This window comes from Rothia sp. ZJ1223 (genome assembly GCF_016900985.1).
Classification (GTDB): Bacteria; Actinomycetota; Actinomycetes; order Actinomycetales; family Micrococcaceae; genus Rothia.
Window position 1 is genome coordinate 425,208 of the sequence record NZ_JAFEUT010000001.1, and the last position, 22,664, is coordinate 447,871.

16 protein-coding genes are annotated in these 22,664 nt (G+C 54.8%); 6 read left to right on the top strand and 10 right to left on the bottom strand.

The window, feature by feature from the left end; genetic code table 11:
- Positions 1-187 precede the first annotated feature (187 nt).
- Complete coding sequence (locus tag JTP09_RS01915) at positions 188-793, top strand: hypothetical protein (protein ID WP_204876389.1); 606 nt, start codon at positions 188-190, stop codon at positions 791-793.
- Positions 794-882: 89 nt separating this feature from the next.
- Here JTP09_RS01915 and JTP09_RS01920 read toward each other — a convergent pair whose 3' ends face one another.
- Positions 883-2,292: a mycothione reductase gene (locus JTP09_RS01920; protein ID WP_204876405.1), complete on the bottom strand. Its 1,410-nt coding sequence runs from the start codon at positions 2,290-2,292 to the stop codon at positions 883-885.
- A 389-nt stretch (positions 2,293-2,681) separates the two neighbouring features.
- On the bottom strand, positions 2,682-6,131 hold the full coding sequence (locus JTP09_RS01925) for a pyruvate carboxylase (RefSeq protein WP_204876407.1): 3,450 nt from the start codon (positions 6,129-6,131) through the stop codon (positions 2,682-2,684).
- A 496-nt stretch (positions 6,132-6,627) separates the two neighbouring features.
- On the opposite strand from JTP09_RS01925, the gene JTP09_RS01930 reads away from it, so the two are divergent.
- Positions 6,628-6,792: a hypothetical protein gene (locus JTP09_RS01930; protein ID WP_204876408.1), complete on the top strand. Its 165-nt coding sequence runs from the start codon at positions 6,628-6,630 to the stop codon at positions 6,790-6,792.
- A 67-nt stretch (positions 6,793-6,859) separates the two neighbouring features.
- On the opposite strand, the gene JTP09_RS01935 is transcribed toward JTP09_RS01930, so the two are convergent.
- From JTP09_RS01935 to JTP09_RS01955, 5 genes are all read right to left on the bottom strand, one after another.
- Complete coding sequence (locus JTP09_RS01935) at positions 6,860-7,450, bottom strand: MerR family transcriptional regulator (protein WP_204876633.1); 591 nt, start codon at positions 7,448-7,450, stop codon at positions 6,860-6,862.
- A 391-nt stretch (positions 7,451-7,841) separates the two neighbouring features.
- Complete coding sequence (locus JTP09_RS01940) at positions 7,842-8,600, bottom strand: MerR family transcriptional regulator (RefSeq protein WP_204876409.1); 759 nt, start codon at positions 8,598-8,600, stop codon at positions 7,842-7,844.
- The gene (locus tag JTP09_RS01945) at positions 8,600-9,058 is read right to left on the bottom strand and encodes an FHA domain-containing protein (protein ID WP_204876410.1); all 459 of its coding nucleotides are present in this window, start codon (positions 9,056-9,058) and stop codon (positions 8,600-8,602) included. The genes JTP09_RS01940 and JTP09_RS01945 overlap by 1 nt, the downstream gene beginning before the upstream one ends.
- Positions 9,059-9,345: 287 nt before the next feature.
- Positions 9,346-9,735, bottom strand: coding sequence for a glycine cleavage system protein GcvH (gcvH, locus tag JTP09_RS01950; RefSeq protein ID WP_204876413.1), 390 nt, complete (start codon positions 9,733-9,735; stop codon positions 9,346-9,348).
- Between the two features lie 295 nt (positions 9,736-10,030).
- Positions 10,031-13,516: a bifunctional proline dehydrogenase/L-glutamate gamma-semialdehyde dehydrogenase gene (locus JTP09_RS01955; protein WP_204876416.1), complete on the bottom strand. Its 3,486-nt coding sequence runs from the start codon at positions 13,514-13,516 to the stop codon at positions 10,031-10,033.
- Positions 13,517-13,653: 137 nt separating this feature from the next.
- Here JTP09_RS01955 and JTP09_RS01960 point away from each other — a divergent pair, with 137 nt between their 5' ends.
- Positions 13,654-14,538 carry a LysR family transcriptional regulator gene (locus JTP09_RS01960; RefSeq protein WP_204876418.1) on the top strand — a complete coding sequence of 295 codons (885 nt, stop codon included), beginning with the start codon at positions 13,654-13,656 and terminating at the stop codon, positions 14,536-14,538.
- A gap of 125 nt (positions 14,539-14,663) precedes the next feature.
- Here the strand turns inward: JTP09_RS01960 and JTP09_RS01965 are convergent, their stop codons facing one another.
- From JTP09_RS01965 to JTP09_RS01975, 3 genes are all read right to left on the bottom strand, one after another.
- Positions 14,664-15,335 (bottom strand): hypothetical protein, encoded by a 672-nt coding sequence (locus JTP09_RS01965; RefSeq protein WP_204876420.1) that lies wholly within the window; start codon positions 15,333-15,335, stop codon positions 14,664-14,666.
- A gap of 12 nt (positions 15,336-15,347) precedes the next feature.
- Positions 15,348-16,721 (bottom strand): 6-pyruvoyl tetrahydrobiopterin synthase, encoded by a 1,374-nt coding sequence (locus tag JTP09_RS01970; RefSeq protein ID WP_240333899.1) that lies wholly within the window; start codon positions 16,719-16,721, stop codon positions 15,348-15,350.
- A 356-nt stretch (positions 16,722-17,077) separates the two neighbouring features.
- Positions 17,078-18,025: a sugar-binding transcriptional regulator gene (locus JTP09_RS01975; RefSeq protein ID WP_204876422.1), complete on the bottom strand. Its 948-nt coding sequence runs from the start codon at positions 18,023-18,025 to the stop codon at positions 17,078-17,080.
- 107 nt (positions 18,026-18,132) lie between these two features.
- Between JTP09_RS01975 and JTP09_RS01980 the strand changes: the two genes are divergently transcribed.
- From JTP09_RS01980 to glpK, 3 genes are all read left to right on the top strand, one after another.
- Entirely contained in the window at positions 18,133-19,875 is a 1,743-nt protein-coding gene (locus JTP09_RS01980) for an FAD-dependent oxidoreductase (protein ID WP_370592469.1), read from the top strand.
- 210 nt (positions 19,876-20,085) lie between these two features.
- Complete coding sequence (locus JTP09_RS01985; RefSeq protein ID WP_204876424.1) at positions 20,086-20,880, top strand: MIP/aquaporin family protein; 795 nt, start codon at positions 20,086-20,088, stop codon at positions 20,878-20,880.
- Between the two features lie 75 nt (positions 20,881-20,955).
- Complete coding sequence (gene glpK / locus JTP09_RS01990) at positions 20,956-22,500, top strand: glycerol kinase GlpK (protein WP_204876428.1); 1,545 nt, start codon at positions 20,956-20,958, stop codon at positions 22,498-22,500.
- The last annotated feature ends 164 nt before the right edge of the window (positions 22,501-22,664 follow it).

A 22,664-nucleotide genomic window follows, 5' to 3' on the forward strand; every position in this document is an offset into this window, starting at 1 on the left:
GTGGATATATTACCGAATAGAAACATAGGGATTGTTGTCTACTCAAGAAACTTAAAACAAACGAAACAATGGGGATTTCACCACAATGACTAAAAACGTTTCACGTCTAACCGTGGTGACAGGTGCTGTATAGGCAGCACCCGCCATACCGGCATACGCAGTAAGCCAGTGCGCACCGAAGCTGAATTTGTATTCGGATATCATCTACAAATGGGGCGCTACCACAACTGCCCCTGCGACTACAGCCACCGCTGAACATGGCATCAACTTCTATGGCGGTATTGGTTTCAATAACTTCCCGTCTGATGCAGTGATTGAAGATATTAAAATCACCTTCACTATCGAAGCTCGCAATACGGCGGCGGTGCCTACGGTCCCGCTAACCGCAAGTCAAGCACTTATGACCGCAACTTGTGTGCAACCGCAGACGGCAGAATTACTGGTGGTTGCCGCAGGACTTATTCAAGCTCGTCAACGGCTCCTTTCAAAAGTTGCGGGGTCTTCTAGCGCCTCACCGCGAACTGGATTGACTACAGGCTACACCTCTTTACCAAGATCCGTGAGACAACCGTCCAGGGTGTTCCTAGGCTTGCTCCTTTCGCCCAAAAGCATGGCAGTACACCCCGCCTTCGGAAGTTCATTACCCCTTGGTCTTCAGGCAGCACGCGCTGAACAGTACATTGCTGTTGAAACTACCGCTGCTGCTGTTTACCGTTCACGGGGGCAGACCTTACCACCTTCGACGATCTGGTGGAATAGCAAGACCCGGCAGAGCACTCCCCGCGTCTTCTAATCAGTCATGCTGATGCATTGATAAAAAGTCGCCGTTTACGTTGACAACGTAACCGGCGACTTTTTGCCTATAGACTGTTTGACTAGTTTTTAGTGTTCAGTTTCCAGACCCAAGAGTGCGTTCTCTACGACTTCCGCGAGCGCGGGGTGAATCCAGTATTGGCCGCGTGCCATCCGGTGGGCAGGCAGTCCAAACTGCATGGCTTGAATAAGGGGCTGAATGAGGCTGGAAGCTTCCTCCCCCATGATGTGCGCGCCGAGTAATTCGCCGGTTTCTTTATTCGCCAGCAGTTTCACGAAGCCGACGGAATCTTCCATTGCCCAGCCGTAGGCTACATCGCCGATGTGTTGTACCTTCACGGCAAGTTCGAAACCCTCGCGTTCGGCAAGCTCACAGGCGTCCTTCTCTACCAAGCCAACCTGCGCAATCTGCGGGTGAGTGAAGACCGCCGCAGGTACATAACGGCTGTCAGTTGCGCGCAGGGCATCGGGATGGGTCAAGTTGTGCTGCACGGTGCGCGCCTCAGCGTTGGCTACGTGCTTAAGCTGATAGGGCGAGCTCACATCTCCTAGGGCAAAGACACCCTCAACAACCTCATCATTTTTCAGGACGCGCTGCTGGGCATCCACCGCAACCAAACCGCTCTGATCATCCACGTCGAAGAACTTCTCTGCGCTCAAAGTGTCGCTGTTAGGTTTACGACCGGTAGCCACCAGCACCAGGTCGGTCTCTACCTCAACTCTCTCTCCCTCGTGGTCGAAGACCACTACAGCAGAACCGTCTGCCTGTTCACGGATTTCAGTCAGGGCATGGTTCAGGCGCAGATCCCACTGTTTCGCCGCCTGTTCAGCGAACTTCTCGGAAACCTCTGCATCTGCCTTACGCAGGAGCACGTCGGAGCGGTTAGCCTGAATCACCTGCGAACCCAACCCGTTGAACACGTGAGCGAATTCAGCGGCAATAAAGCCGCCACCAATAACCACGACGCGGGCGGGCAAATCATCAATGCGCATGACGGTGTCTGAAGTATGGACGTTCGGACCGTCGATACCGGGCACATCGGGCAGAACAGAACGTGAGCCTGTAGCAATCACAATCTGCGGCGAGGTAAGTTGCTTGCCTGATTCGGTTTCAAGGGTGTGGGTATCAATGAAATGAGCGTACTCTTCAAAGAGGGTGACGTTGCCCAGCCCCGCGCGGTAATCGCGTCCACCGGCTGAGATAGCGTCAATACGAGCGAAAATGCGGTCACGCATAGCAGACCAATCAACGTCAGTAACCTCGCCCTTAATACCCAGGTGCTCATGGGTTCTAATATTGTGCCCCAGGGTTGCCGGGTAAACATACTGTTTGGTGGGAATGCACCCAAAGTTCAGGCAAGTACCGCCGAAGGTGCCACCGTCAATAATAGCTACCTTTTTGTTATCCCATTCCTCGTTAATAATTGAGTTGCCAGAACCCGAGCCAATAATAATGAGATCAAATTCTTGAATAGTCATCGCTGCCTTTCATCTATGTTTTTCTCCACTCTACCAACGGTGGCAAGCCCCGTTTTGTTCTCGGTATCTTCCAATTGCCTAGGAGCGCTCGGTAGATTGTGGGTTTAGAGACCCCTAATCAATTGAGAGAGGTCTATCCTCAGCCGGCATGAAGACTTCATGCGCTCCCCTATCGCTCGCTTGCGGCACTTGGCATCTTGTACTGGCTTCTGAAGTACTTTTCTTTTGAGAACCACACAGGTAATCACAAAACTAAAGTATCTTTCAACGCGCCCATCTCAATGGCGTTCAGCCAGTTTCGCGCACATAAAAAGCCCGGTGTGCGCGTCCTTCTCCACAAGGAGAAGCACGCCACCCACCGGGCTGACTTTTACCAGAGGTGCCCTAGACTAGTCGGTCTTGACCACAATCAGCAGGTCACCACCCTGTACGTTGGAGACCTCGTTGTAAACAACGCGCTCTACCGTACCGGCGACCGGTGAGGTGATGGAGGCTTCCATCTTCATAGCCTCGATGGTCGCGATCTGATCGCCCACCTCAATAGTGTCACCGACCTTAGCGGTGATGGTAACGCCACCGGCAAAGGGTGCAGCAACGTGTGAGGGATTAGCGGGATCCGCCTTCTCAGCGGTCTTCACGTTGGATTCCACTGAGTTATCACGAACCTCAACGGTACGTGACTGACCGTTGAGAGTACAGATGACCTGACGGATACCCTTCTCATCGGGCTCTGAGATTGCCTGCAAGGTTGCAATCAGACGCACCCCCCTACCCAATGAGATGACGTGCTCGCGGTTTTCCATCATGCCGTAAAGGAAATCACGGGTGTGCAGGATAGAGACGTCACCGAATTCTTCGCGCACTGCCTCAAACTCGCGAGTGGGTGCGGGGAAGAGCAAACGGTTGAGGGTTGCACGGCGGGTTGCCGGGTCTCCTGCCAGCGCTTGCGCGTCCTCGTCCGAAATGTCCTTAATAGTGGGTTTAGCCAGTGTGCGCCCCTCCAAAGCACGGGTGCGGAAAGGCTCAGGCCAGCCAGCGGGCGGGGTACCCAGCTCACCATTGAGGAACCCAATCACAGAATCGGGGATGTCGAAGGTCTGCGGATCCTTCTCGAAGTCCTCGGGGGTCACGCCCATACCCACCAGCTGCAGGGCAAGGTCACCCACAACCTTGGATGAGGGGGTTACCTTCACGATATGACCCAGCATCCTATCGGCTGCCGCGTACATATCTTCAATCGCCTCAAAGCGGTCACCCAGCCCCAGAGCGGTTGCCTGCGCACGCAGGTTCGAGAGCTGACCACCGGGAATCTCGTGGTTGTATACGCGACCGGTCGGTGAGTTCAGACCCATCTCGAAAGGCTTGTAAATCGCACGCACTGCCTCCCAGTAGGGCTCCATCGCCAGCACTGCGTCCATATCAACCTCGGGAGCACGCTCAGTACCGTCAAGCGACGCTAAGAAAGCTGAGAAAGAGGGCTGTGAGGTGGTGCCCCCCATTGAAGCGGTTGCGACGTCTACCGCGTCCACACCAGCCTCAACCGCAGCAACCAGGGTTGCTATCTGACCACCAGCGGTGTCATGGGTATGCAAGTGAACCGGCAAATCAAAACGATCACGCAGGGCGGTCACCAGGCGGCGGGCTGCCTCAGGACGCAGCAGACCAGCCATGTCTTTAATCGCCAGAATGTGCGCGCCGGCGTCCACGATCTGCTGGGCAAGATCCAGGTAGTAGTCGAGGGTATACACCTTCTCGTTGTCGTCCAGCAGGTTACCGGTGTAGCACATCGCAACTTCGGCAACCGCAGTGCCGGTCTTACGCACAGCCTCGATGGCGGGAGTCATCTGCGATACGTCGTTAAGAGCATCGAAGATACGGAAGATATCAACGCCGGTAGCAGCTGCTTCAGCAACAAAAGCGTCGGTTACTTCGGTGGGGTACGGGGTGTAGCCCACGGTGTTGCGACCGCGCAGCAGCATCTGAATCGGCACGTTCGGCATTGCCTTACGCAGGTGCGCCAGGCGCTCCCAGGGATCTTCTGAGAGGAAGCGCAGAGCAACATCGTAGGTTGCACCGCCCCATGCCTCAATCGAGAAAATATTGGGGGTGGTGTGAGCAACTGCGGGCGCAGCTGCCAGCAGGTCACGGGTGCGGACGCGGGTGGCAAGAATAGACTGGTGCGCATCGCGGAAGGTGGTGTCGGTAACCGCTACGGGCTTGTAGTTGCGCAGGTAGCGGGCAAAACCGTCCGGTCCTAACTCTTGCAGCTTCTGACGCCAACCTGCCGGAGGCTCATGCTCTGATGCGTCAAAGGGGGTGCGGAATGGTTCTTCTTGCTTATCCCCCGGAAAGCGCGGTAGTTTCTTGCGGGGATCAGGGCCCTCGATGCGCTCGCCGTTGGGCTGGTTGACAGTAACATTCGCAAGGTACTGGAGCGCTTTGGTGCCACGGTCAGCAGATGCCTTGGTATTGGTCAGCTCAGGGTGCTCATCAATAAAGGGGGTCGAGACATCGCCCGACTGGAAAATCTCGTTTTCCAACACAGCTTTGAGGAAGGGGATGTTGGTAGCGACGCCACGAATACGGAACTCTGCCAGCGCACGCTGAGCACGCTGCACGGCCGAGCGGAAATCGCGTCCGCGGCAGGTGAGCTTCACCAGCATGGAGTCGAAGTGCGGGGAAATCTGAGCACCGGTGTAGACCGTACCGCCGTCAAGGCGGATGCCTGAGCCACCTGCGGAGCGGTAGTATGACACTTTACCCACGTCAGGGCGGAAGCCATTCGCGGGGTCTTCGGTGGTGATACGGCATTGAAGGGCAGCACCGCGCACCTGCAACTCGTCCTGGCGAATATCCAAATCTTCTAGGCTCTCGCCAGAGGCAATACGCATCTGAGACTGCACCAAGTCAACGTCGGTGATTTCTTCGGTGACGGTGTGCTCCACCTGAATACGGGGGTTCATTTCGATGAAGACGTGCTGACCGGCGCGCTCACCGGCAGTATCAACCAAGAACTCTACGGTGCCGGCATTGACATAGCCCAGTTCTTTAGCGAAAGCGACCGCATCGCGGAAGAGTGCCTGGCGGATAGAATCATCGAGGTTGGGTGCCGGAGCGATTTCAACGACCTTCTGGTGGCGACGTTGCAGGGAGCAGTCACGCTCAAAAAGGTGTACTACGTTGCCCTGGGAGTCGGCAAGAATCTGCACCTCGATGTGGCGAGGACGCAGCACAGCCTGCTCAAGGAAGACGGTAGGATCACCGAATGCTGTGTCTGCTTCGCGCATCGCAGCTTCCAAAGAGTCTTTGAGCGCTTCACGGGTTTCTACGCGGCGCATACCGCGACCGCCACCACCTGCAACAGCTTTCACGAAAATCGGGAAGCCAATCTTGTCGGCTTCACCCAGCAGGTAGTCAACGTCCTTAGAAGGCTCTGAGGACGCGAGCACGGGAATACCTGCGCGGCGAGCCGCCTTGAGGGCTGCCACCTTATTACCGGCAAGTTCAAGAACCTCAGGGGGCGGCCCGATGAAGGTAATGCCGTTATCAGCCGCAGCTCGTGCCAGATCAGAGTTCTCTGAAAGAAAACCGTAACCGGGGTAAATAGCATCCGCGCCGGCTTCTTTGGCAACGCGAATGATTTCATCTACATCGAGGTAGGCGCGAACGGGATGCCCTTCCTCACCGATGGGGTAAGCCTCATCGGCTTGCTGACGGTGAATCGAGTGACGATCTTCGTAAGGAAAGACGCCGACCGTCTGGGCGCCTAACTCGTAGGCAGCGCGGTACGCCCTGATTGCGATTTCACCACGGTTTGCAACAAGAACCTTGTTAAACATGTTATTCCGTTTCTGTCTTGCCGCAGCTACGGTGCTGCGGTGCGACTTGCTTCCACTAATGTGTGAACTAGCACCAATATAGGCACAGGAAACCTAATTTTCATCATTTCGGTCCACTTTTGGGACGGGTCTTGTAATGACCTGTCTTTTATATGAGCGCCATCACCTAAGAATCTGATCTGCGCTTCATATAAAGTCTCTCTCTTCCCCATAAGAACACCCAAAATAAACTTCTCTACCACTCACAAATTTCTGTAGCATGAAGAAGTGCGCCTTGCGCCCTCTTTCGGGGCTTGCACGTTCTGGCCCATGATCTTGATCCGCACACGGACGCGTCCACTGTCTTGGCAACAAATAGTCACGAAGGTAACGAGATTGGGCAGGTACTGCTTGAGACTACGATGTAGCACTCAAAGATTCTTTGGCAACCTCTCCCTAGAGCGACTTTAGCGGTAACTTACCCGGTGCAGACCTAAAAGTTACTCGTGGCTCGGTCATGAGTGCGCGCATGAAGGCGCTGATCTACGCGCAGGCGCTCAACCGCCTAACCAATGAAATTGAAGTGGCTAACGATGAGACCGACCCAGAACAGGGGCAGGTTGCGACACCCTGGATCAAAAAAGCTCTCCTGATGCCAACTGACGCATCCATCGGGCCATGAGAAACCCAAAAGCGGCGGTGCCACCAATTATTTCACTGGTGGCACCGCCGCTTTTTTCTAAAACTTTTTACATGCCCTGAGCTTTACGCGCTCGACGAGCTGAAAGCTCATCATGCACTTCCTCTTCAGTCAGCTGTGCAGTGGATTCGCCGGGCAGCTGCGAAAGGTTAATTTCTAGTTCGCGCCATACGCGACCAATGGCAATACCAAAGACGCCCTGCCCTGCCTGAACCAGGTCAATGACCTCTGAGGCGCTGGTGCATTCGTAAACAGATGCGCCATCACTCATCAGGGTAATACCAGCAAGGTCTTCAACACCGCGGGTGCGCAGGTGGTCAACGGATGAACGAATCTGCTGAAGTGAAACGCCAGTATCGAGCAAACGCTTAACGATTTTTAGTACCAGAACATCGCGAAAGCTATAAAGACGCTGAGTTCCAGAACCTGACGCTGAGCGCACGGTCGGTTCTACAAGGTGGGTGCGTGCCCAGTAGTCCAATTGGCGGTAGGTGATACCGGCTGCTTTGCAGGCGGTCGGTCCGCGGTAGCCCAGGTTCTCATCAACCAAAGAAAGAGAATCGTTGAAAAGAACGCCCTGTTCGCCCTGAGGGGGCTGCTGAGGCATCACCTGGTCGAAACCCAGCAGGGGCTGGTCCATCGGCAACTCTGCCGCGCGAAGGTGTGCGGAGCTACGGTCTGACCCCTCTTGGGGATCAAGGGCTGAAAAATCTTTAGCCACGACAACATCCTTTCACACATGCGCGTACGTTCAATCCATCCTACTCGCTCACTACCAAAACCGTAGAATTGAGGGACTTAGTTAGCTTAAAACCTCACCGGGCTTTTGCTGCGTTTTAACACGCCTAAAAATTCATGTTTATCAGTGACTTGCACTGCCCCACCGCAGGCAGTGTGTGTTGGGCACACTTCAGCGCAGGGCAAGAGGCTACAACGCAACCGGCACACTCTTGCACCCGCCCTTGTGCTGAGAAAGCAGAGAAGAGAGCACTGATCGGCACCGTCTTTAGAGAAATTTATTCAGCAGCCGTCTACTCATAGGTAGGCATGGATGCAGCGACCAGGGTCATGTGCAGACGCAGACAAAGCTGAGCGATGTCTTGGGCACGCTCTGCAGCTTGAGCCCTTGAAGAGGCGTCCTTACGCAAGGCAAGAGGGGCTACGGCGGTCTCAATCAGTCCTACTTCGCGTTCGGCAGCTGATCTAAAAGAACGCAGGTGACGAGGCTGCAACCCGTGGCGCGTCAAATCTAAGCAGACCTGCACCACAACAACATCGTATTCGTCATACCCGGTTTCTGATTCACGAATCAAACCGTGGTTCAGCAACTCCCGCAGTAAGGGCAACTCAGCCCCGGTTTTTGCCGCTAGCTCTCGTAAAGAATAGGTACGCGCCGGATCGGCAGCGCCTTCCTTGGGTTCTGCGGCAGCTCCCCCGGTAGGTTCCTCATCGCTGTGAGCTTCAAGGTTCACCTCAGCAAAGGGCGAAGCTAAACGCCCAGCATCTACTGCCTCTAGCCGGTCTTTGATAACCTTCAGCGGCAGATACTGATCACGCTGCAATTCAAGAATGTACCGCAGGCGCTCCACATCATTCTGTGAGTACTTGCGGTACCCCGTGTTCGTACGCTGCGGAAAAACCAATCCCTTATCTTCGAGAAAGCGAATCTTTGAGGCACTGATCCCCGGAAAATCAGCGTCAAGCTGGCTCAGCACCTGACCAATCGTTTTGTTCTTGCGATCGCGTACTGAGCCCTCCACTTCCTCTGACTCTGCGAAGTTGTGCGGCATTATTGCTGCCCAAGCCCCAAGAAGAAGACAAAGTGGAACTTGCCGATGCGAATCTCATCGCCGTTCTTCAAAAATGCGTTATCAACGCGGTCACCATTGACGTAGGTGCCATTAAGTGAGTTCGCGTCGGTCAGGACGAAGGTACCTACGTTGGGAGTGAATACAGCGTGTTCACGCGAAACAGTAACATCATCGAGGAAGATTTCGCTGGTGGGCTTACGTCCGGCAACGATTGCCTTGTCTGCACCTGTTGCATCCTGCTCAACGGTTAGCAAGAAACGGGTGCCGGTTGTGTGCCCCTCAATGCCAATCAGCAGGGCTGAACCGGCAGGCAGGGTTGCAATGGTGTTCTGCTCTTCGGGTGAGAGAGAGTAGGAAGTGTTTTGCGCCGGGGAAGGAGTAAAACGAATCATCGAAAGAGTCGATGTAGCAGGGTGTGCATCGGGGTTCTGCACCATGAAGTTATTCCTTGAAAATAGAGAAACGAGAGTGTTCACCTTACAATTGGTCACGTTCAGGTAACGGACCCTTGTAAATAGTAACGATTCGGTAAACAGTGAATCAGTAGTTCAATCTTAGCCGGTGAGTTTCAAACTGACTAGCTTCTAGCACTTTTTTACTCGGTGCGCCGCTCTACCCTAAAAATTGAAGAGACGAGAAGAGCTCCACCACCGGTGGAGCCCTCCTTACACTGAGTCCTCAAGACCCCACCGAGTACCCGGAAGAGGTTTAAAAATTTTAGCGACTACTCAGCAATTTCACCTTCGTAATCACTTGCTGAGAGCAGAGAATCAATGTCGGCAGCGTTTGCAGGACGCAGCTCAATCAGCCAACCCTCGCCGTAGGGGTCAGAGTTTACCAGTGCGGGGTCTGATTCAAGCGCGTCATTGATAGCAATAACTTCACCGGTGACGGGGCAGAAAAGATCTGAAACGCTCTTGGTGGACTCAATCTCACCGAAGGTTGCTTCAGCATCAAAAGTTTCGCCTGCCTCGGGCAGATCAACATAAACTACGTCACCCAGCGCGTCCTGCGCGTGGTCGGTAATCCCCACACGAACAGTACCCTCTGCGGTGGGGCTAGCAACCCATTCGTGTTCAGCGGTGTACTTAAGGCCTGCGGGAATGTTGCTCATAATATGAGTCCTTTCAGTCACTTCTCGTGAAAGCTAACCCGTGTGTGAAAAGGGTTGAAAGCGGTAGTTCTAAGACTGTGGTTCAGTCTTATGTTTTCTAACATCTCACAGTATGTCACAGGCTACATCCATCTGTGATGCACGGACCATTAGAGTCGTAAAAAAGATTGCGAAATCCTCATCTTTCTCAACGCTCAAAGGCCCCAGGCACCCGCGTTTATCTTTCGACTGTGCGGGTACCTAGGGGCTTCGCTAGCACATGCTAGTGCTTTTAGCTTCTCTGCGAGGCTCTAATTTAGATGATGCCCTCTGAGAAGTGGTCAGGGTTACCAAAGCGGTGGGCGGTGATGGAAACTGCCTGCTCCTTGACGAAGGGCAGCATCTCCACACGTCCTGACTCGGTAACGGGCTGGGTGTAGACCGCGATATCGGGGCGACCACCCAGAGCCTCGTAAACGCTGTACGCATCAGTGCCAATGTAACGGATGCGTGAACCACCCAGTGCGGTGCTTTCAAGTTCGCGTATACTCTTGTGAGCTAGTTCGGCAAGGTTTGCCCGGTAGGTTGCGTCATCTTCTACCACTACCTTGACGCCTGCGTTTTCGATAGCGCCCAGAGCAGCAACGGGAATCTCCTGAGCAGTGGAGAGCTCTACGGGAGCGCCCGCTGCGATACCCGCTAGCACTACACGAATACCGTGCATGAGCTGACCGGTGGAGTCCAAGCGAACCTGAACCTGCTGGGGTACGTAGCGCAAGATATTGCGCTCCACGCCCAATTGGGAAGGATCATGCTTGGCGCCGAATTCTAGTGCCCAGGCTTCAGCATCTGATGAGGTGGCGCGAGTCAGGTACTCGAGATCCTCAATGGTACCAGCGGTGGGTTCACGCAAGGACGCGAGCGCCTCGCGTACACCTGCAACACTCGGGGTCTGGGTAGCAGTTGATTCTGCTGACTCCCAGTCACTGAGTGCCACCAGGTAGGAGGGGCCCCCCGCCTTGGTGCCAGAACCTACGGTTGATTTCTTCCAACCGCCGAAGGGCTGGCGACGTACGATAGCGCCGGTGATACCGCGGTTGACGTAGAGGTTGCCTGCCTGAACCTTGGAGAGCCACAAATCGAGTTCTTTGGAGTCCAAGGAGTGCAGACCTGCGGTCAGACCGTAGTCGGGTGCGTTCTGCAGTTCGATTGCTTCTTCGAGGGTCTTGGCGGTCATGATGCCAAGAATCGGGCCGAAGTATTCGGTGAGGTGGTACTCAGAGCCGGGCTTGACGCCAACGCGGACGCCGGGTGACCAGAGCTTGCCGGTGTCATCGAGTTTCTTGGGTTCAATTGCCCATGACTCGCCCGCTTCGAGGGTGGTCAAACCGCGTAGCAGCTTGCCTTCGGGTTCTGAGATGATCGGGCCCATCTGCGATTCGATATCTTGCGGGTAGGCAACATGCAAGGAGCGTACCGCGTCAAGAAGCTGACTCTTGAAACGCTTTGAAGTAGCTACTGAACCCACCAGAATGACGGTTGATGCTGCTGAGCATTTCTGACCGGCGTGACCGAAGGCTGAGTAGACAACGTCTTTCACTGCCAGATCAAGGTCAGCATTAGGGGTAACGATGATGGAGTTCTTGCCGGAGGTCTCACCGAAGAGGGGAAGGTCCTTGCGCCATGAACGGAACATTTCAGCGGTCTCGTAACCACCGGTGAGAATCAGACGGTCAACTGCCTTGTGAGCTACCAGGTGCTGACCGGCGTCCCTGTTGGTGAATTTAGCCAGCTTGAAAACTTCGCGTGGCACGCCTGCATCCCAGAGAATATCTGCGATGACAGCACCGGTGCGGGCGGTGTTGGATGCGGGCTTGAAGATAACACCCGAACCAGCTGCCAGCGCTGCCAGCACACCGCCGGTAGGAATAGCGGTTGGGAAGTTCCACGGCGGAATCACCAGGGTTAGGTTGACCGGATGGGCGATAGCTCCGTCAAATTCCTCAAGTTTTTCAGCCAGCATGGCGTAGTAGTAGGCGAAGTCGATAGCTTCTGATACTTCGGTATCGCCCTGTTCAAGAGTCTTGCCGGCTTCGAACGCCATAACTTCAAGCAGCTCATCACGGCGCACGGCGAGCTCGATGCCCACCTTGCGCAGAATATCACCGCGCTCCTTGCCGCTGAGGGCACCCCAGGCTTTGGACGCAGCCACAGTTTCATCAATGAGCTCTTCAACGCGCTCGTTAGAATCGACCTCGTTGACGGCCAGGGTGTCAATGCCCAAGGTGGTGGTCTTAGAACGTTCCAGAATCTCACGACCCCAGATACGGTTAGCGCTCAAGGAGGGGTCGGTATCGGGGGTGTTATCGAACTCGCCGCGAGGCACAAAGACGTTCCCAGCGTTCTCCTCCAGACGATTCTGGGTACGCTTGGGACCAGGAACCTCGTCGGTCACCGAGTTCAGCGAACGCAAGAAACGGTTCTTTTCGCGCTCGAAGAGCTCCTTGGAATCGTTGAGGTCAAAGACAGCGCTCATGAAGTTCTCACTGGATGCGTTCTCTTCAAGGCGACGCACCAGGTAAGAGATTGCCACGTCGAATTCTTCGGGGCGCACCACGGGGGTGTAAAGCAAGAGGTGACCCACACGGCGGCGGATGATTTCTGCCTGCTGAGCTGCCATACCGATGAGCATTTCGAACTCAACAGAATCTGCTACACCGCGGTCTTCTGCTAGCAGCAGGGCAAAGGCAACATCAAAGAGGTTGTGACCAGCAACGCCGAGGCGAATGTTCTTAGCGTGCTCAGGTTGCAGCGCATAATCAAGGATGCGCTTGTAGTTAGTATCCGAGAGCTGCTTGGAATCCCACGTGGTCAGAGGCCAACCGTGTAGAGCGCCCTCAACAACTTCCATAGAAAGGTTAGCGCCCTTTACCAGGCGCACCTTGATGCGTGAGCCACCATCAGCAACGCGAGCAGCTGCCCACTTCTGCAGACGCATCATCGCGTCCAGGGTATCGGGCAGGTAAGCCTGCAATACGATGCCCGCTTCAAGGTCTTTCAAGTGGGGCTGATCAAGAATCTTGGTGAAGACCTCAATGGTCATATCGAGATCCTTGTACTCTTCCATATCAAGGTTGATGAACTTCTTGACGGGAGAGTTTGCGGCTAGCTCATAGAGCGGGGTCAAAGATTTGACGGCGTGGTCCACTGCCTCGTCGAATGCCCAGTGAGAGTGGGGGCCCAGTACCGATGACACTTTAATCGAAACGTAGTCGATATCATCGCGCGCCAGCAGTCGCTTGGTTTCGCTCAGACGACGAGCAGCTTCTTTATCACCCAGTACCGCTTCACCCAGAAGGTTGATATTGAGCTTGTTACCGGTGGAGGTCAAGTGCTCAATGGCAGGACCGAGCTTCTCATCACGGGCGTCCACAATCAGGTGACCCACCATCTGACGCAGCACCTTGCGGGCAATATCAACAGTGGGGGTTGACACCTGTGACGCGAGCTTACCGCCAACATTTACCGCTGACTTCATGTACCAGGGCAAGAAACCTGGAACCAGCGGAGCAATACGTGCCAGATTCTTACCGGCAACAGTCTTATCTTCAGGGCGAACTACACCGTCAACGAAGCCGACAGTAAACTCAAGACCGTTGGGATCCTTAAGGACGCCCGCCAGCTTCTGCGCTGAAGCATCTGCGGGAATATTCTGGGCATCTTTCACCCAGTTTTCAACCAGGCTAACAGCCTCTTGTGCCATCTGCTGGTAGTGTGCTGAGGAAAATACCTTCTCGTTCATCTCAAACCTCCGTAGTCACCTGAACCAGTGACGTCAGTAATTGTTTCTTCTACATTATGTCCCAGCTCACCACTTTAGTAAAATTAAATTATCTTTAGATATATACTTTAGTTTTTCTAAATATTGGAGGTCGTCAGATGTACGACGTACGCCGACTCAATATGCTGCTCGAAGTCCACGAACGTGGCACCCTAGCCGCCGCCGCACAAACCCTGCATCTCACCCCATCAGCAATCTCACAGCAACTCTCAGCACTCGAAAAAGAGGTCGGCACTCCCCTACTCACCCACGTCCGCCGCCGCTACCAGCTCACCGAAGCCGGACGCGTCCTCATTGAAGGCACCCGCAGCGTCCTCAGCGAACTCGACACCATGAAAACCCGCATCGAAAGACTCACCGGTGAACCCAGCGGCACCGTACGAATCGCCATCTTTCAATCCGCCGCGCTCGCTGTGCTACCGAAGGCACTGGAATACCTCGCTCAGCATGCCCCGCAGGTCGCCCTGCACGCAGTGCAAATAGAGCCAGAAATTGGACTCACCATGACCAAAAGCCGCGAATTCGACATCACCATCGCAGAAGCCTACCCCCACCATTTCATTCCAGAAATGAGCGAACTTAGCTACGATCTGCTCACCCACGACCCTTTGCACCTCATGGTGCCTACAAGCTCGGCAGTTGAACACGTTGCAGATACGCATGCCCTACCCTGGGTATTGGAACGCCCCGGCAACACCAGCCGAGAGTGGGCGATCAATCGTTGCCGTTCCTTCGGTTTCGACCCGACTATTCGCTACGAAATAGATGACGTCATCACCCACGTCCACCTGGTTAAAGCGGGGCTGGCAGCAGCGATGGTTCCCCACTTCATTGTGCAAGCAATCGATAGCCTTGACGGCGTACGACTCATCGACCACGAAGAGCAAAGCCGTAAGATTTTTGTGGTAACTCGCACCGAATCGCGCGATCAGCTCTCTATTACCGCCGTTAGAGAAGCCCTACAGCACGCCGTCAACCACTAAGTATTCAGCCATTTCCCACCCCTTTTCACGCTATAAACGCACACAAAAAGACGGTAGTAGCCGAAGCGCATATCGCTACCGGCAACTACCGCCTTAATACATTTGAGAGTTATTTGCCCCTTAAACTAGAGACGAACCGCTACAACCTCAGCGCTTTGCGCCTGCACAAAGTTATCGATAGTAGCGTCAAGAACACAGCTTGCCACAAACTGCACCTGGGCATACTTGGCCTTATTGACCGAAGCGTGGGCCTTCCAGTCAACGGCAACAGTTGATGCCTTGCCGCTAGGCAAATTAAAAGCCAGCGAGAGGAAGCTAGTGTCACCCTCAACGCGTGTGCCCCGCATCGCCAAGCGGTCACCGGACGAACCAGCGCGGGTAACGAATGCGCGCGTGTCCTTCTCCAACAAACCGGAGGCTCGCAAACGGCGAGCGCTCAGCTCAATAGTCGTACCGGCTGCAATTGTCTGGTTACCGTTGTTGCGAATCACCAACTTATTGGGCATGTTGACGATGGTGACGGTATCTGATGAGTTTTCGTACTGTACACGCTGGGGGTCGCCCGTGCCTATCAGCTCAAGTTTAACCGACCGAAAGTTCGCTTCAACGGCAGTGTTCTCCAGAACAATCGGGGTAGGCACTCTACGGTTATAACGATTGGTAGCAGGACGCCGGTTGGACGGGGAGTACACGCCGGGAGGCAGCGGCACTGCATGGGCGGCCACGGTGCTTGCGGTGAAGCCTACTGAGAGCACACCCACTTTGAGGGCGGTGCGACGGGTTGAGTTCTGTGTCATGGGTTAGATTCCTTATGCCTTTGAGATGCGGTAGATGCCGCTGATGGTTCCCTGCCACCAAGTACCGAAAGTATCGATGGTGCCTACCATCTGCAGGGTGTCGCCGCCGCCGAGTAGAATGCTGACGTGATCGGGCAGTTGCTGGGAGTAGACGGTACGGCCGGTTTCAATGTCAATAATAGTTGCGTGCGCGTAAGCGCCGTCCGCTAGACCGGCGGGGCCGCGGCGACGTTCGCAGGTGTAAATCAGCTTGTCAGCTGTGGAATAGCGCGGTACAGCCGATGAGTAGACATCATCGCGCTTCCAGATCCGCTTCAGACCGTTAGGAGTGACATCCCAGCGTTCCATACCCGGTGCGAAAAGGGCTGAGGCGGGTATTGAGGGACCTGCGCCGTCAGGGTATTTAGGGTAGGGGTAACCGAAGGTGTTGGCACCCACCACGGTGTTGCCGATGCCAATCATAGAGTTTTCAGTACCCGATGCGCCAGGAGTAAAGAGCCCAGCTTCGCCCACCAAAGAACCGTCTTTAGTGCGGTAAACGATGACATTTTCTTGGACATCGCCGTTATCGGTCAGCATAACGTAGTCTGAGCCGTTGGGACCGAAGAAGGTGGGGGACGCGCCCGACCCCCAGGCCAGCTTGCCTGGCTTACGAGCGCTACCGCGAGTATACGAATGTGCCCAGTCAATGACTGGCTTAGAATCAGCGGCTGCCGAGAGCATATAGATACCGTGTGAGGTCACCACGCTCACGCCCGCAGGGCAGGCAGAAATGGAGTTATCCACGCGCTCGTCCATGGAGTAGCGGTTCAGACGCAAGGAACGAAGAACACCGCGCTCCATATCAACAACAGCAACTACACCGTTCTTGGAAGCAACCCATACACGTCCCTGCCAGTCGGGCACCAAACCTACTACCTGGTCGCCACCCATCTGGCTCAGGTATCGCTTAAGATCCACGCGTGAATCAACGCGTAAACCGCGCCCATCGGCACGGTGGGCAATACGCAAGAGAGTATTAGTGCCATCAACCAATACCATACGGTCTTGTTCATCGAGGTAGGCATACACGCCACCGAGCAAGGCACCCTTGGGCAGGTTCAGGTGGTCGAGTTCAGTACCGTTAGGGTGAACGATAGCAATTTTGGGAACAAGGAACTGCCCTTCTGCCGCCACCTGGGTACAAAGCACCTGAATAAACCCGTCGCGTCCTGCCAAAATAGTGGGGCAGGCACCGCCCATAGGGATTTTCTTAACATTCCACGGGCCAGCGCCGGGACCGGGCAGAGGGGTGGTATCTGATGCTTGGGCATCACCATGCATGGTGGCAACACCGGGCGCACCAATGACCCTATTAATTTCAGCGTTATAAGCGCTAACAGTCACGAAGTTTCCTTGCTATTTTTATCACAACATCACCGAAAGATATTTACCGTTAAAGCTCAACGAATGTGAGAATCTCTAAACATTGGGGCTTCCTCCCCCGCTCGTTCAAGACAGTAAAAGATTCAACGCGGTTTACAGAAAAATGTATATAAAAATTGAATTTCATTCTTCATTTCATCTGCGCGTTTTCCAAGATCTAGACTCAACAGCCCAAGAGCCCAAGAATCTTCCGAAAATGTTGCGTATATTGAGTATCAACCAACACTATATCAGCGAAGAGTAACTTTCACCGTAGCATTTTAGAGCTATGTCAATCCCCCCCCTCCAGAAACACTCCTCAGTGCCTATCACAGCACTTATACTTCTAGCAAAAGATGAGCCAGCTGCGCATCCACCACCAAATCGGTAATAGCGCCGGTACGCAAAGCACCCCTCAGAGCTTTGACTCGGTGATCGCCAGAGGCCGCGCACACCCGCCGCGGAATCTTAGCAAGCTCTGCGGGGGTGGGCCCGGTAGCGCGGGCATTGATGTCTAGGTCGGCGTATGTACCGTCCTCTCGCAAAAGAAGGGTGCAGATATCACCCACCACCCCCTGAGCGCGCATCTTCTTGAGTTCATCGGCATCAAAGTACCCACCGTTATAGACGTGTGACGGTATAGCCCCGCCAAAAGCACCAATACCGAACAGGGCAACGTCCACTGTTTTTTGCACAGCCAGCACCCCGGCGATACTGCGCTCGCACCACATCGCCTGTTTAGTTGCAGCAAAGTCAAAGAAAGCAGGCACCGGAAAATGAATCATCTGAGCCCCGTAGGTTTCAGCGACAGAACCCAAGATAGTACCCGAGTACGGAATACCCGTATGGTGGGCGTTACCCGCCCCGTTGAGCTGTACCACGGTGACATCTTTAAGCAGACGCTTTTTCAGGTACTTTGCCACCTCAGTCACGGTTGATCCCCAAGCAATGCCAGCAACCGATCCCTCTACAATGCAGGAATCAAAAACTTCCGCAGCTACTCGCGCCACCTTCTGCATGCGGGTGATGGGGCTGGCGGACGCATTCACCGACACCACCTGCGCCCGCACCTTGTAACGGTCCATGATTTTCTGCGCCAGGTTATCTTTGGGTCGAAACTCCGCATTAAGACTAATACGCACGATGCCCTCAGCCCGCGCATCCTTCAAAAGCCGGGAGATGCTGGCGCGTGACACCTGGTAGCGGGCGGCGATGGTTTCCATAGTGAGCCCCTGCATGTAGTAGAGGTCAGCCACTTCGTAGATATATTGTGAACGATTGTGCATAGTTTTTATCTTATAGCGCACATTCGTTCATATTGTTAGGGTTGAGCTGACTCACAGGTCAAGATGGTTGCAAGACACTTTTAGAAGCAAAGGAAAGGCATCACACCGTGTACACCACACGTTTCGCCCACGCAAGCCACCTCAACGCAGCTTCACGCCAGCAAGCATTTGACGCCATGACTGATGATGAAGGCGTGGATATTCTGATCATTGGCGGCGGTGTTACCGGCGCTGGCATCGCCCTGGATGCAGCCACCCGCGGGTTACGCACCGCCATTATTGACGCCGGCGATTGGGCAACCGGAACCAGCGCCTGGTCATCAAAGCTAGTTCACGGCGGTCTGCGCTACCTCTATAACCTTGACTTCAAGCTCGTAGCAGAGGCCCTCAAAGAACGTGGTCTTCTGCTAGAGAAAACAGCTCCCCACCTGGTCAAAGCTCAGCCTTTCCTCTGGCCCCTGAAAATGCCCGTGATTGAACGTGCCTACTCGGCCGTTGGAATCGGTATGTACGACGCTATGGCTTATGCAGGTACCCGCGGGCGTCGCACCGTACCCACCCAGAAGCACTTCAGCAAAAAGGGTGCCCTCAAAATCTTCCCCGACATCAAAAACGATGTGTTTACCGGCGCCATTCAGTTCTACGACGCCCGTGTTGATGACACCCGCCTAGTCATCGACCTGGTGCGCACCGCAGCGGGCTACGGTGCTCTGGCGGCTTCTCGCGTCAAGCTCACCAACGTCACCAAAAATAACCTGGGCACCGTCATTGGTGCCGAAGTGCTCAACCGAGAAACCGGTGACACCGCCACTATTAAGGCAAAACACATCATCAACGCCACCGGTGTATGGACAGAAGAAACCCAGTCTATTGCCAACCAGGATGCGGGGCTGGAAGTGCTCGCGTCTAAGGGCATTCACATTCTGGTACCGCGCGATCGCATCAAAGCAACCAGCGGCATCTTCACCATGACAGAAAAATCCGTGCTGTTCATTATTCCCTGGCAACGATACTGGATTATCGGCACCACCGACACCCCCTACACCGAAGACATTAACAACCCGGTAGCTACGTCAAAGGACATTCAGTACGTTCTTGATGAAGCCAACCGCCTACTGGATAACGAACTAACTGCCGACGATATTATCGGCACCTACGCCGGTTTGCGTCCGCTTCTGCAGCCCAAGCTCAAAGAAGGTTCAGAGGCATCTTCTACCAAGGTTTCACGCGAACATACCGTTACCGAGATTGCGCCGGGAATGAGCGCCATCGCCGGCGGCAAGCTCACCACCTACCGCGTCATGGCTAAGGACGCCGTTGATTTCGCTCTCGGAGAGACCGCCAAGCACCGCCCCTGCGTCACCGAATCTATCGAGCTGGTGGGCGCAACCGGTTATCGTGCCGCTGAAGCAGCGCGCTCATCCATCGCCCAGGCACAGGGCTGGAACGATGAGCGCATGACCCACCTGCTCGAACGCTACGGCGCTGAGATCCACGATCTGCTGGCGCTCATTAAAGAGAACCCCGAACTGGGCAAGCCCCTTGAGCACGCACCCCAGTTCCTGCGCGCTGACGTCGTTTTCGGCGTGCGCTACGAAGGTGCCCTGCACCTTGAAGATATCTTGATTCGCCGCGTCCGCCTTGATCTTGAGCAGCGTGACCGTGGCCTAACAAGCGCCGAAGAAATTATCGCCCTCATGAGCGAAGAACTCGGTTGGGACGCCGCCACCGAACAGCACGAGCTAGATACCTACCGCGCCCGTGTGGAGGCTATTGCCGCAGCTGAAACCGAGACCACTGACCGCGCAGCAACCGCTCACCTGAGCAACGCAGAAACTGTAGTTGGCTAACAACAACTACCCCTGGTGCAGCCTGCGGCTCGGCACTATCAGCCGGGTAGCAGGCTACACCAGTGCCAGAAACTGACACTTTTCCCGCTACGCATTCAGCACCGCAAGGCAGACTTATTGCCTAGGGTTTTGAAAATATATTTCTCACTACATAAATATTCTTCACGGTAAGAATCTTTAACGTACAGAGTCGTACAGAAAGGACCGCACATGAGCTTGTCAGCATCAACGCTGGTTGCCGAAGGCGCAACCGCCCTCAAAACAGCAGAGGGCACAGCAACCACCTTGGGAGTTTTCTCTTCAGAGGTGCTAGGAACCGCCGTTCTCATTCTCTTGGGTGCCGGTGTTTGTGCCGCAGTCACCCTGCCCAAATCGGCAGCCAAAAATACCGATTGGCTAACCATCGGCTTCGGTTGGGCGATGGCAGTGTTCGCCGCTGTCTATGTATCAGCTCCTTCGGGTGCCCACCTCAACCCCGCAGTTACCGTTGGCCTTTTTGTAGCAGGTAATGACTTCGCCCCCGGTATCGCTCCCACCGTGCCTAACATGTTTGTTTACTTTGCCGGTGAGTTCTTGGGTGCTTTCGTTGGTGCCTGGCTTGCCTACTTGGCTTTCAAGAAACACTTTGATGAAGCAGAACCCAATACCACCCGCGGTGTCTTCTCAACCGCACCGGCAATCCGCTCCTACGGGTGGAACCTCGTCACCGAAGCTATTGGCACCTTCGTTCTGGTCGGCTTCGTGGTCGCATCAGGTCTCACTCCTTCAGGTCTTGGTCCACTCGGCGTAGCGCTGATCGTTTTGGCAATCGGTCTTTCATTGGGCACCCCCACCGGTTACGCCATCAACCCGGCACGTGACCTAGCACCTCGCATCGCCCACGCCCTCATGCCTATCAAGGGTAAGGGCTCCTCAGACTGGGCATACGCCTGGGTGCCAGTAGTTGGCCCTATCATAGGCGCTACTGCCGCAGCACTGATTATTCCCACCATGCTGGGCATCTAACCTTCTTTCACCCCACCGGGGCGGACGTGTCCACCCCTCAACCCTCCACTCACAAACCGACAAAGGAGTTAAATCATGAGTGAAAAAACCCTCCCCGAACGCAAGAAGTACATCCTCTCAATTGACCAGGGCACCACGTCCTCCCGTGCCATTCTCTTCAATAAGCAGGGAGAAATCGTCTCGGTCGGTCAGCACGAACACGAACAGATTTTCCCGAAAGCGGGCTGGGTAGAACATGACCCCGCAGAGATCTGGACCAACATCCGCAAATCTGTCGGTGAAGCACTCACCAAGGCTGAGGTCAACCACCACGAAATCGCTGCCGTCGGTATCACTAACCAGCGCGAAACCGCTGTGGTGTGGGATAAGAACACCGGCGAACCCATCTACAACGCCATCGTTTGGCAAGATACCCGCACCCAAAAAATTTGCGAGGAGCTCGGTGGCGAAGAAGGCCCCAGCAAATACCATGACATTGTGGGGCTCAACCTTGCCACCTATTTCTCCGGCCCCAAAATCAAGTGGATTCTCGATAACGTAGAAGGCGCCCGCGAAAAAGCTGAAGCAGGCGATCTGCTCTTCGGCAACACCGACACCTGGGTTGTTTGGAACCTCACCGGCGGTGTGGACGGCGGCGTTCACGTCACCGACGTTACCAATGCTTCACGTACCATGCTGATGAACATCCGCACCCTGGAATGGGACGAAAACATCGCCAAGGACATGGGCATCCCCATGAGCATGCTGCCCGAGATTAAGTCCTCTTCTGAAATCTACGGCTACGGTCGCCCCAAGGGTCTACTCAATGGCACCCCCATCGCCGGTATTCTTGGTGACCAGCAGGCAGCGACCTTCGGTCAGGCGTGCTTTGAAAAAGGCATGGCAAAGAACACCTACGGCACCGGTAACTTCATGCTGATGAACACCGGCGAAGAACCCGTCATCTCTGAGAACGGTTTGCTCACCACCGTCGCCTACAAGATTGGCGAGAATAAGCCCGTCTACGCCCTTGAGGGTTCAGTGGCGGTTTCAGGTTCACTCATTCAGTGGTTGCGCGACAATCTCAAGATGATTAATGACGCCTCAGAGTCAGAAGCGCTGGCAACCTCCGTTGAAGATTCGGGTGGCTGCTACATCGTTCCTGCCTTCTCTGGTCTTTTTGCTCCCCACTGGCGTCCGGATGCACGCGGCGTCATCGTTGGTCTGACCCGCTACGTCAATCGCGCCCACATTGTGCGAGCAGCGCTGGAAGCAACCGCTTGGCAGACCCGCGAAGTGCTCGATGCGATGAACGCTGATTCCGGTGTTGAGCTTTCTGAGCTGCGCGTGGACGGTGGTATGACCGCTAATGAGTTCCTCATGCAGTTCCAGGCTGACATTCTGGGTGTGCCCGTTATTCGCCCCAAGGTCATTGAGACCACCGCCCTCGGTGCTGCCTACGCAGCCGGCATCGCTGTTGGTTTCTGGGAGGGTGAACAGGACGTCACCGCCAACTGGTCAGAGGATAAGCGCTGGGAGCCTTCCATGGATCGGGGCGACGTCGAACGCCAGTACCGTACCTGGAAGAAGGCAGTCTCTAAGACCCTGGGTTGGGTTGATGAGGACGTAGATTCCGAGTAACCCCTTGCAGGGAACCAACACAAGAGGTGACCACGAGAAGTGATGGTGACCGTACATTTCACGGTCAGCATTACTTCTCGTGGTCACCTCAAATATGAATGAAACGTTTGTTCCTGTAGAAATCAGTGATACAAGTATGGACGCGCAGTACCCACTCGCTGTTA

What these genes read in the sequence shown, in the direction of transcription:
- JTP09_RS01920 (WP_204876405.1), bottom strand. Translation starts at nt 2,292, where the DNA reads ATGACTATTCAAGAATTTGATCTCATTATTATTGGCTCGGGTTCTGGC.
- JTP09_RS01925 (WP_204876407.1), bottom strand. Translation starts at nt 6,131, where the DNA reads ATGTTTAACAAGGTTCTTGTTGCAAACCGTGGTGAAATCGCAATCAGG.
- JTP09_RS01930 (WP_204876408.1), top strand. Translation starts at nt 6,628, where the DNA reads ATGAGTGCGCGCATGAAGGCGCTGATCTACGCGCAGGCGCTCAACCGC.
- JTP09_RS01935 (WP_204876633.1), bottom strand. Translation starts at nt 7,450, where the DNA reads ATGGACCAGCCCCTGCTGGGTTTCGACCAGGTGATGCCTCAGCAGCCC.
- JTP09_RS01940 (WP_204876409.1), bottom strand. Translation starts at nt 8,600, where the DNA reads ATGCCGCACAACTTCGCAGAGTCAGAGGAAGTGGAGGGCTCAGTACGC.
- JTP09_RS01945 (WP_204876410.1), bottom strand. Translation starts at nt 9,058, where the DNA reads ATGGTGCAGAACCCCGATGCACACCCTGCTACATCGACTCTTTCGATG.
- gcvH (WP_204876413.1), bottom strand. Translation starts at nt 9,735, where the DNA reads ATGAGCAACATTCCCGCAGGCCTTAAGTACACCGCTGAACACGAATGG.
- JTP09_RS01955 (WP_204876416.1), bottom strand. Translation starts at nt 13,516, where the DNA reads ATGAACGAGAAGGTATTTTCCTCAGCACACTACCAGCAGATGGCACAA.
- JTP09_RS01960 (WP_204876418.1), top strand. Translation starts at nt 13,654, where the DNA reads ATGTACGACGTACGCCGACTCAATATGCTGCTCGAAGTCCACGAACGT.
- JTP09_RS01965 (WP_204876420.1), bottom strand. Translation starts at nt 15,335, where the DNA reads ATGACACAGAACTCAACCCGTCGCACCGCCCTCAAAGTGGGTGTGCTC.
- JTP09_RS01975 (WP_204876422.1), bottom strand. Translation starts at nt 18,025, where the DNA reads ATGCACAATCGTTCACAATATATCTACGAAGTGGCTGACCTCTACTAC.
- JTP09_RS01985 (WP_204876424.1), top strand. Translation starts at nt 20,086, where the DNA reads ATGAGCTTGTCAGCATCAACGCTGGTTGCCGAAGGCGCAACCGCCCTC.
- glpK (WP_204876428.1), top strand. Translation starts at nt 20,956, where the DNA reads ATGAGTGAAAAAACCCTCCCCGAACGCAAGAAGTACATCCTCTCAATT.